Here is a 9,768-nt window from a genome sequence, read left to right on the forward strand (position 1 = left end):
TCATGCCCGGCCGACGCACCCGCCCCCGCCGAGACGCCGGCGTTGCCACCGTTTCCGGTGGCGTGGACCGGTTCACCCGGCGGTCTTGGCCAGCGACGCCGCCCGGCTCCAGGACGCGACGTGCACCTCGGCGCTGGACTCCCAGGTGAACTCCTTGGCCCGGTCCACGCCTGCCTTGGCCAGTGCCTGCCGGCGGGACTCGTCGTCGAGCAGCGCTGTCAGGTCGGTGGCGATCCGGTCCGGGTCCTCGCTGGTGTACGCGACCGCGTCGCCGCCGACTTCCGGCAGCGACAGCCGTGGTGTGGTCAGCACCGGCGCCCCGCAGGCCATCGCCTCCAGGATCGGCAGGCCGAAGCCTTCACCGTACGAAGGGTAGGCGGCCACCAGCGCCCCGCCGAGAAATCCGGGCAGGTCCGCGTAGCGCAGGTAGCCCGGCCGCAGCAGACGCAGGTGGGCGGGGACGTCGGCGACCGCACGGTCGATGTCGTCGTCGTGGCCCTGTCCGCCGGCGACGACCAGCGCAGGCGGGGTGGGGCGGTCCTGCACCGCGCGCACCCAGCCCCGGATCAGGTTGGGTACGTTCTTGCGCGGTTCCTTGGCCCCGAGGAACGCGACGTAGTCGGTGCCGGCGAGCCCGAGTCGGGCCCGTACCCGGGCCTTCTCCTCGTCGCTGGGCACATGGAAGGCGTCGGCGTCGACGCCGTGGTAGGCGACGTCGATCCGCGCCTGGTCGGCGTTGAGCAGCCGGATGAGCTCGTCGCGGCTGGCCTTGCTGGGCACGATCACCCGGCTGGCCCGCCGGAGTGAGGTCTTGATCGCGCTACGGAAGAAGGTGCGGCGAGATTTGTCGTAGTGCTCCGGCTCAGTGAAGAAAGTCGCATCGTGCACAGTCACCGTAATAGGACAACCAGCGCGCATCGGACAGGTGTAGAACGGGGAGTGCAACACGTCCGCGCCGACCTGCTGGGCGAGCAGCGGCAGGCCGGTCTGCTCCCACGCCAGCCGGGCCGGGCGGTGCGCCACGGCGGCCGGCGCGGCGATCACGTCGGCAGTCGGCAGCATCCGGGTGTACCGCTCGACATCTGTACGCAGCGCGACGACAGTGACCTCGACGCCGCCGCCGTTCTGGGTGCCGAGGGCCCCGAGTAGGCCGTCGACGTATCGACCGACGCCACCCCGATCGGCGGGCACGCTCGTGGCGTCGATGAGTACGCGGGGCGGTCGACCGGCGGTCACAGGGCAACTCCTCTGAAGGGTGGTGGGAGGGTTGTGAAGAAGGACACGTGTCCCAAGACTACGCCGCCGGAGGTCGTCCGCCGCGCCGACGACACCGAGGAAACCGGGTCCTCCCGAGCCGGCCACGACGATGGTCAGCCCCCCGAGAGCACACGGTGACAGCGTGTACGGTCAGTGACCGCGCGGCAGGGGCGATCGCCGGACGTTAGGCTCGACGGCGATGACGAACAACCTCGCCGGGCTACTCGCGGTCACCATCACCGCCGATCCGACACGACCGCTGCTCACCTGGTACGACGACGCGAGCGGCGACCGCACCGAACTGTCCGGGGCGACCCTGGCCAACTGGGTCGCCAAGACGGCCAACCTGGTGGTGGACGGAGCCGGCGCCGACGCCGGGGACCACGCCGAGGTGCTCCTGCCGCCACACTGGCAGACCGCGGCCGTACTGCTCGGCTGCTGGTCCGCCGGGCTGACCGTGCGAGCGACCGGGCTCACCACCGACGCCGAGCCGACCACCGAGGCGGGGCCGGCGGAGCCAGCGACCGAGGTGCTGTTCGCCACCAACGACACGCGCCGGGTCGCCGACCGGCGACCCGGCGGTGAGCGCTACCTGCTCGGTCTCGCCCCGATGGCGATGCCGGCCCGCGACGTTGCCCCAGGTTGGGTCGACTACATCACTGAGGTACGCGGCCACGGTGACCACTTCACCCCGTATCCGGCCGTCGGTCCGCAGGACGCGCAGCTGGCCGCCCACGCGGTCCAGCGCGGCGCGGACCTGGGTATCCCCCCGGGGGCGCGGGTCCTCTTGGACGTGGACCGCTACCCCGACCCGATCGACTGGCTGCTGGCCCCGCTCACCATGGAGGCGAGCGTGGTGCTCTGCCGGCACCTCGACCGGCGCCTGCTCGACGCCCGCGCGGACAGCGAGAAGGTCGACCACATCCTGGGCTGACCGCCGCGCGGCCTGACCACCGCGCAGCCAGCCCTGACCACCGCGCAGCCGGCCGACCAGGCCACCCGGACAGGTCACAGCTCGCTGGGGACCACCTCCCGCAGTTCGCCGTCCGGGACCCACACGTAGAACCCGGCCCGGTCCGCCAGCCACGGCTTGTCGGCTGCCTCTCCGTCGCTGAGCACCTTCTCCTGCATCCCGAGGATGATGTATCGCGATCCGTCCGGATTGCCGTTGCGCCAGTCCGGCCCGTACAGCCGGTCGACCAGCATCTCGCGGCGCTGCACTGGGATCGCCCCGTCGACGACCCACTCGGCGGGCAGCCGGTACCAGAACGTCCTGGTGATCCGGGCGATCGGATCGAAGGCGTGCGCCCCCTCGACCCAGACGCCGAGCGTGTCGGTGATCTTCAAGCGGAAGTAGATCCCCACGACTGGTGAGACGCGCGGGACTGACGCAGCGTTGCCACCGAGCGACAACGAGGTGAGATCGAGCCGGTCAGTCGCCCACCGACCGCTGCTCGGCGAAGCGGACAAACGGCTCAAGTGCCCCCGGATCGGCCAACGCCCCGGTCGCCACCGCCCGGTCGACCGGCGTACCGGTGAGGATCTTCTTCACCGGTACCTCCAGCTTCTTGCCCGACAACGTCCGGGGCACCACCGCGACCTGGTGAATCCCGTCCGGTACGTGCCGCGGCGACAGCGCCGACCGCAGCTCACGCACGATCCGGGTACGCAGTGCGTCGTCCAGCTCCACACCGGGACGCACCGCCACGAACAGCAGCAGGTCGCCCGCCCCGCCCTGCGGATCGTCCAGATGGATCACCAGCGAGTCGGCGACCTCGGGCAACGCCTCCACCACCGAGTAGAACTCGGCCGTACCCAACCGCACGCCGCCCCGGTTCAGGGTGGCGTCCGACCGCCCGGTGATGGCGCAGGCACCGTGCTCGGCGATGGTGATCCAGTCACCGTGGCACCAGACACCGGGATACCGGTCGAAGTACGCCTGCCGGTACCGGCTGCCGTCCGGATCGTTCCAGAACCCGACCGGCATGCTCGGCATCGGCGCGGTGATCACCAACTCGCCCAGCTCGCCGACCACCGGCCGCCCGTCAGCGGCCCGCGCCTCGATCCGGGCGCCCAGACACCGGCAGGCGATCTCCCCGGCCCGGACCTCCAGCAGCGGTACGCCACCCACGAAACCGGTGCACACGTCGGTGCCGCCGGACAGCGAAGCCAACTGCAGGTCGGCGCCGACCGACTCGTACACCCAGGTGAACCCCTCAGCGGGCAGCGGGGCACCGGTCGAGCCCACCCCACGCAACGCGGACAGGTCCGCGATCTCGCTCGGCACCAGCCCTTCCTTGCGGCAGGCCAGCAGGAACGGCGCCGACGTGCCGAAGTAGGTGGTGCCGCTGTCGGCGGCCAACCGCCACAGGCTGCCCAGATCGGGGCGGGCCGGTCCGTCCGGCGGCACGCTCACCGCCGGGTTGCCGTCGAACAGCACGATCGCCGCCCCCACCGCCGGCCCGGAGGCGAGATAGTTCCACATCATCCAGCCCGTGGTGGTGAACCAGAAGAACCGGTCGCCCGGGCCGAGATCATGGTGCAGCGCCAGCATCTTCAGATGCTCCAGCAGGATGCCCCCCTGGGCGTGCACGATCGGCTTCGGCAGGCCGGTGGTGCCGGAGGAGTAGAGCACGTACAGCGGATGGTCGAACCGCACCGCGTCGAAGGCCAGCGGCTCGTCGGTCGGCGCGGCGAGCGTCGCCCAGGTCGACGTCGCCCAGGCCGGTTCCGGGGCCTCCGGGGCCAGGTACGGGATCAGCACCCGGTGCCGCGCCGACGGCAGCGACCGCGCTATCGCCGTCACCTCGGCCCGCCGGTCCACCGCCTTGTCGCCGTAGCGGTATCCGTCGACGGCGACCAGCACCGTCGGCTCTATCTGCTGCCAACGGTCGGTGACGCTGCGGCTGCCGAACTCCGGCGCGCAGGAGGAGAAGATCGCTCCGAGGCTGGCGGTGGCCAGCATCAACACGTACGTCTCCGGGATGTTCGGCGCGTACGCCGCGACCCGGTCGCCACGACCGACGCCGAGCCGGCGCAGCCCGGCGCGCACCCGACGAACCTGCTCCCGCAGGTCGGCGACGGTGAGGGTGACCGGCTCACGGGTCTGGCTGTACGCGACGACCACCGGGTCGTCGCCGGCCAGCCCGGGGGCGCGCAGCACCTGCTCGCCGTAGTTGAGGCGCGCGCCGGGAAACCAGCGGGCGCCCGGCATCCGCCGGTCGGCGAGCACCTCGTCGGCCGGCCGGTCACCGACGACGTCGAAGTACTCCCAGACCGAACCCCAGAAGCCGGTCAGATCGTCGACCGACCACTGCCAGAGCTGCGGGTAGTCGGCGAAGCGCAGCCCACGGGTACGTTCCAGCCAGTCCAGGTACGCGCCGATCCGGGTCCGCCGCCGCACGTCCGCCGGTGGCCGCCACAGCACCTCGCTCACCCCTGCACTCCTCCCCGGTCCGGACCAGCCTGGACGGACCGTCCACGGACCATCCTCGCGTACCGAATGGTCATTGTCGTGTGCCGGCCGGCGCCACGGAGCGTGCCGGGAACACAAGCTGTGGTGGGCGGGTCGCACAACGGGCACAGAACTGGGGCGTACCCCTGAAAACCCGGCGGACGCTGCGCGGCTGCCCCGGCCTCACCCGCCCGAAACGGTACGGTTCGCCCATGCGTCATCTCTGGAGCTTCCTCAGCGGCCTCGCCGTGGCGCCGATCTGTTGGCTGCTCATCGCGCTGGGCCAGACGACGTCGACCAGGACCATCACCGACTGGGTGAGTGACGGCCGGTACCACACCGCGGCCCTGCTGGTGCCGGCCGCGTTCCTGCTGGTCGCCGGTCTGTCGCTCGGCCTGTTGGGCACGCTTCGGGTGTCGCCGCTCGGCCCGCTGGTCGCCGGGCTGGCATTGGCCGCCCCGTACGTCGCGATGTTCGTCGACCCGTTGCGCACCCGCGAGATCATCGGTACGCCGTGGCAGATCCTCGGTGAGCCGGTGGTGCTGCTGCAGCCGGTGGAGAACGGCACTCTCGCCCTGCTCGGCGTACTACTGAGCACCGCCGTGCTCAGCCGGCGGCGCTGGCAAAGCGGGTTGGCCGGTGCCGACCCGGCCGGGCCGACGGATCCGGCGACGGTGGCGGAGCCACTGCCGGTACGCCCGCTCGGCGAGTTCGATCCGTCATTGTGGTCGCTTCCCGACGGCTCGACCGACCCGACGCCGGCGTCCCCCGCCCCGACGCTGGCCGAGCCGGACCACGGCACCGGCGGGCGGCCCGCCACCGCGACGCTGACCGCCCCGGTGGACGACCGGTCAGCCACCGCCGACCGACCCGACCGTGCCGCGCGGGCCGGCGAGGCGCAAGCCGGTGACGGCAGCGACCGGCTACGCCCGGCCCGGCCCTTTCCGCGTTCCAGCCGGGCGATCCGCTGATCCGGTCCTGACCAACCGTCGTCTGGTCGGTCGCACCTGGCGGGTACCGTGCCTGTGAGCACACCCGCGAGGAGGTCGGATGAGGCACGTGGGCTCGTTGGTCCTGTCCCTGGTCCTCACCCCGGTCGTCTGGTTCCTGGCCGGGCTCGGGCTCAGCGAGTACGCCGCCGCCCGTCGTGAGGTCTACCCGCAGCCGCCGGCCGAGGCGTTGATCGGCCTGGCCGCGTTGGCTCTGTGCGGCGTGGTGTACGCGTTGCTCCTGCTGCCCCGTCTGTCGCCGATCGGGCCGGTCCTGGCCGGCTCCTCGTTGCTCGCCATGTCCGTCTGGTCCGCCGTCGACATGGCGAACTTCTACGCGAGCATGCCGCGTCGACTGTTCGGCATCGACTTCGTGTTCACCGCTCCCGCTGAAGGGCTCGCGGTGGTGCTGGCGGTGCCGCTGCTCGCCACGGTGTTCAGTCCCCGCCGGTGGCGGGGTGAGCGGATGGTCGCGCTGTACGCCGGCGGGCCGGTCAGCCCCGAGGTGGCCCGGACCGCCCAGCTGCCGATGCACGAGCACGCCGGGTACGGGGGCGGGTACGGCGATCCCGGCGTCTACCAGGGGTACGGTGACCCGGATCGGACCACCGCCTTTGCTGCCGCCGCAGGTCCGCCGGCCCGCCCGGCGACCCCTTCCACCGGCGACACCGAGCACGAGACGATGCGGCTCGGCCCGCCGGGGCACCGCCGCGAGGATCCCACCGTGGTGCTGTCCCAGCCCGCCGCGGCGCAGGCTGGGCCGACGGCCCCGGGGCCGGCAGACCGGAAGCAATCGGCCCCGCAGCAGCCGTCCGGTGCCGCCGATCAGACGGTGGCCCTGCCAGCCACTGCGGTGACCCGTCCGACCGACGAGACCGTGGCTATCGGGCGGCCAGCAGTCGACGCCGACGAAACCACCCGGATCGTCCCGCAAGCCCCCGCCGACCCCGACGAAACCACCCGGATCACCGTCCCGGACGAGACGGTCCGCATCGACCGACCGACGACCGACGAAACCACCCGGATCACCGTCCCGGACGAGACGGTCCGCATCGACCGGCCGACGACCGACGAAGGCGCCGGGGACGACACCACCACGGTGGTGTCCGCTGCCCCCGACGCCCCGAAGAAGTCCGAGGACTAGCCGCGATTCACGGCGCGAGGAGTTTGCGCGCCATCACGATCCGCTGGACCTGGTTGGTGCCTTCGTAGATCTGCGTGATCTTGGCGTCCCGCATCATCCGCTCGACCGGGAAGTCCCGGGTGTAGCCGTAGCCGCCGAGCAGTTGCACCGCGTCGGTGGTGATCTCCATGGCGACGTCGGACGCGAAGCACTTCGCCGCCGCGCCGAAGAACGTCAGGTCGGCGTCACCGCGCTCGGAGCGCCCCGCCGCGGCGTAGGTGATCTGCCGCGCCGCCTCCAGCTTCATCCCCATCTCGGCGATCATGAACTGGATTCCCTGGAACTCGGCGATCGGCTTGCCGAACTGCTGACGCTCCCGTACGTACCCGCGGGCGACGTCGAGCGCCCCCTGCGCGATGCCGACAGCCTGGGCGGCGATCGTCACCCGGGTGTGGTCCAGCGTCGCCATCGCCGTGGCGAAACCGGTGCCCGGCTCACCGATCATCCGGTCCGCCGGTATCCGGACGTTGTCGAGGTAGACCTCGCAGGTCGGCGAGCCTTTAATTCCGAGTTTCTTTTCCGGTGCCCCGAAACTCACCCCTGGGTCGGACTTTTCCACGACGAAGGCGGAGATTCCCCGGGACCGGGCACCTGGCTCGGTGACCGCGAAGACCGTGTAGTAGTCCGACACGCCGGCGTTGGTGATCCACCGCTTCACCCCGTTGAGCACCCAGTGATCGCCGTCGGGTACCGCCCGGGTCGTCATCGACACCGCGTCGCTGCCCGCCTCCGGTTCCGACAGGCAGTACGAGAACATCGCCGCACCCGTGGCCACCGGGCCGAGGTACCGCTGCTTGAGCTGCTCGGAGCCGGCGAGTAGCAACGGCAGGCTGCCCAGTTTGTTGACCGCCGGAATCAGCGAGGACGAGGCACAGGCCCGCGCCACCTCCTCGATGACGATCGCGGTGGCAAGCGCGTCGGCGCCCGCCCCGCCGTACTCCTCCGGAATGTGCGGGGCGTGGAAGTCCGCTGCCCGCAACGCGTCGTAGGACGCGGTCGGGAACTGCGCGGACTCGTCCGCTTCGGCCGCGTTCGGCGCAACCTTGGCATCGCATACCTCACGAACCGCCGCACGGATCGCCACGTGCTCTTCCGGTAACTGATAGACATCGAACGCCGGCCCGGACGTCATCGCGCCCTCCCTCACCCTGGGGTAACTACTCGCATGCTGCTCCAATGCGAGGATACCGGCCGGTAACGCGGGTGCAGGTCGCCCCCGGCCAGCAGCACGGACTATCGTCTGCCGGGCAGCCGACCGGAGCCATCTCTGGGTCGGTCCCCGGCGAAGCGGTTTGCCACACACGTCAAAACAACGATGATTGGTGTCGGCCCCGGCACCGAACCACCCGAGCGCGACGCAACCACGGCGCCGCCAGCGCGAGCGGAGAACACAGGCGTGACCATCCCGTATCCGAACACTCAGCCAATGCCTGCCATCGCTGCGGTCACCCCGCCGTCTGGCGCCTCCCGCCCGCGCCTGACCTTCCTCGGTACCGGCTACCTGGGTGCGACGTACGCCATCTGCTTCGCCGAACTGGGGTACGAGGTGATCGGCTTCGACGTCGACGCCGACAAGATCGCGAAGCTGTCCGCCGGTGAGGTGCCGTTCCACGAGCCGGGGCTGGACGAGCTGCTCAAGCGGAGCCTGGCCGCCGGGCGGTTGCGGTTCACCACCGACATGGCGGAGACCGCCGAGTTCGGCGACGTGCATTTCATCTGTGTCGGTACACCGCAGCGCGCCGACGGGATGGGCGCGGACCTGTCCTACGTCGAGGCGTCGGTGACCAGCCTGGCCCAGCATCTGTCCCGCAAGGCGTTGATCGTGGGCAAGTCGACCGTGCCGGTCGGCACCGCCGAGTGGATCGAGCAGCTGGTCAGCAAGCACGCGCCGGACGATCTCGGGGTCGAGGTGGCCTGGAGCCCTGAGTTCCTGCAGGAGGGTTTCGCCGTCGAGGACGTGCTGCGGCCGAACCGGATCGTCGTCGGGGTACGCAGCGAGTGGGCCAACGGCATGCTGTTCGCCGCGCACAAGGGCGTGTTCGACCTGGCCGCCACCGAGGACCGCGAGGTGCCGCTGGTGGTCACCGACTTCGCCACCGCCGAGCTGGTGAAGGTCGCTGCGAACGCGTTCCTGGCGACGAAGATCTCGTTCATCAACGCGATGGCCGAGGTGTGTGAGGTCGCCGGCGGTGACGTCACCCAGTTGGCGCGGGCGATCGGGTACGACCCGCGGATCGGCAACCGGTTCCTGCAGGCCGGGGTCGGTTTCGGCGGGGGTTGCCTGCCGAAGGACATTCGGGCGTTCCAGGCGAGGGCCCAGGAGTTGGGCGCCGGTGAGGCGCTGCGGTTCCTGCACGAGGTGGATCTGATCAACCTGCGGCGGCGGACCCGGGTGGTGCAGTTGGCCGCCGAGCTGCTGGGCCGCCGGGCTGGGCCGGCCGGACCGGACCTGTCCGGCACCACGGTGGCGGTGCTCGGTGCCACGTTCAAGCCGAACTCCGACGACGTACGGGACGCGCCGTCGCTGGCGGTGGCGGCGATGCTGGCCAAGACCGGCGCACAGGTGCGAGTCTTCGACCCGGAAGGTACGGACAACGCCCGCCGGGCCCAACCGGACCTCACCTACGTGCCGTCGATCGTCGACGCGGTGCGCGACGCCGACCTGGTCTGCGTACTGACGGAGTGGGCTGATTTCCGCAACGCCGACCCGGTCGCGCTGGGTGAGCTGGTCGCCGGCCGCCGAGTCATCGACGGTCGCAACTGCCTGGACTCGGCGCTGTGGGCCAGCGCCGGTTGGCGGTACCGGGGCATGGGCCGCCCCTGACCGGGCCGCAGCCAGTCGCATCCGACGACCGCGAACCCGTCAAGGGGCCGCGGTCGTCATT

8 protein-coding genes are annotated in these 9,768 nt (G+C 71.2%); 4 read left to right on the plus strand and 4 right to left on the minus strand.

Going from position 1 to position 9,768, the window contains the following annotated elements; genetic code table 11:
* Nucleotides 1-72: 72 nt before the first annotated feature.
* Nucleotides 73-1,236: a glycosyltransferase family 4 protein gene (locus tag ACFHVL_RS14990; RefSeq protein ID WP_416628437.1), complete on the minus strand. Its 1,164-nt coding sequence runs from the start codon at nt 1,234-1,236 to the stop codon at nt 73-75.
* Between the two features lie 220 nt (nt 1,237-1,456).
* Here ACFHVL_RS14990 and ACFHVL_RS14995 point away from each other — a divergent pair, with 220 nt between their 5' ends.
* Complete coding sequence (locus ACFHVL_RS14995; protein WP_416628438.1) at nt 1,457-2,191, plus strand: TIGR03089 family protein; 735 nt, start codon at nt 1,457-1,459, stop codon at nt 2,189-2,191.
* Between the two features lie 74 nt (nt 2,192-2,265).
* Here ACFHVL_RS14995 and ACFHVL_RS15000 read toward each other — a convergent pair whose 3' ends face one another.
* Entirely contained in the window at nt 2,266-2,604 is a 339-nt protein-coding gene (locus ACFHVL_RS15000; protein ID WP_416628440.1) for a hypothetical protein, read from the minus strand.
* 85 nt (nt 2,605-2,689) lie between these two features.
* Complete coding sequence (locus ACFHVL_RS15005) at nt 2,690-4,693, minus strand: acetoacetate--CoA ligase (protein WP_416628441.1); 2,004 nt, start codon at nt 4,691-4,693, stop codon at nt 2,690-2,692.
* A gap of 230 nt (nt 4,694-4,923) precedes the next feature.
* Here ACFHVL_RS15005 and ACFHVL_RS15010 point away from each other — a divergent pair, with 230 nt between their 5' ends.
* Nucleotides 4,924-5,682: a hypothetical protein gene (locus ACFHVL_RS15010; RefSeq protein WP_416628443.1), complete on the plus strand. Its 759-nt coding sequence runs from the start codon at nt 4,924-4,926 to the stop codon at nt 5,680-5,682.
* Nucleotides 5,683-5,761: 79 nt separating this feature from the next.
* Entirely contained in the window at nt 5,762-6,844 is a 1,083-nt protein-coding gene (locus tag ACFHVL_RS15015; protein WP_416628445.1) for a hypothetical protein, read from the plus strand.
* Between the two features lie 7 nt (nt 6,845-6,851).
* On the opposite strand, the gene ACFHVL_RS15020 is transcribed toward ACFHVL_RS15015, so the two are convergent.
* Nucleotides 6,852-8,015, minus strand: coding sequence for an acyl-CoA dehydrogenase family protein (locus ACFHVL_RS15020; RefSeq protein ID WP_416628447.1), 1,164 nt, complete (start codon nt 8,013-8,015; stop codon nt 6,852-6,854).
* Nucleotides 8,016-8,279: 264 nt separating this feature from the next.
* Between ACFHVL_RS15020 and ACFHVL_RS15025 the strand changes: the two genes are divergently transcribed.
* Nucleotides 8,280-9,707, plus strand: a complete 1,428-nt coding sequence (locus tag ACFHVL_RS15025) for a UDP-glucose dehydrogenase family protein (RefSeq protein WP_416628448.1) — start codon at nt 8,280-8,282, stop codon at nt 9,705-9,707.
* Nucleotides 9,708-9,768: the final 61 nt, after the last annotated feature.

It is taken from the genome of Micromonospora sp. LOL_023 (assembly GCF_048060115.1).
Taxonomy (GTDB): domain Bacteria; phylum Actinomycetota; class Actinomycetes; order Mycobacteriales; family Micromonosporaceae; genus Micromonospora_E.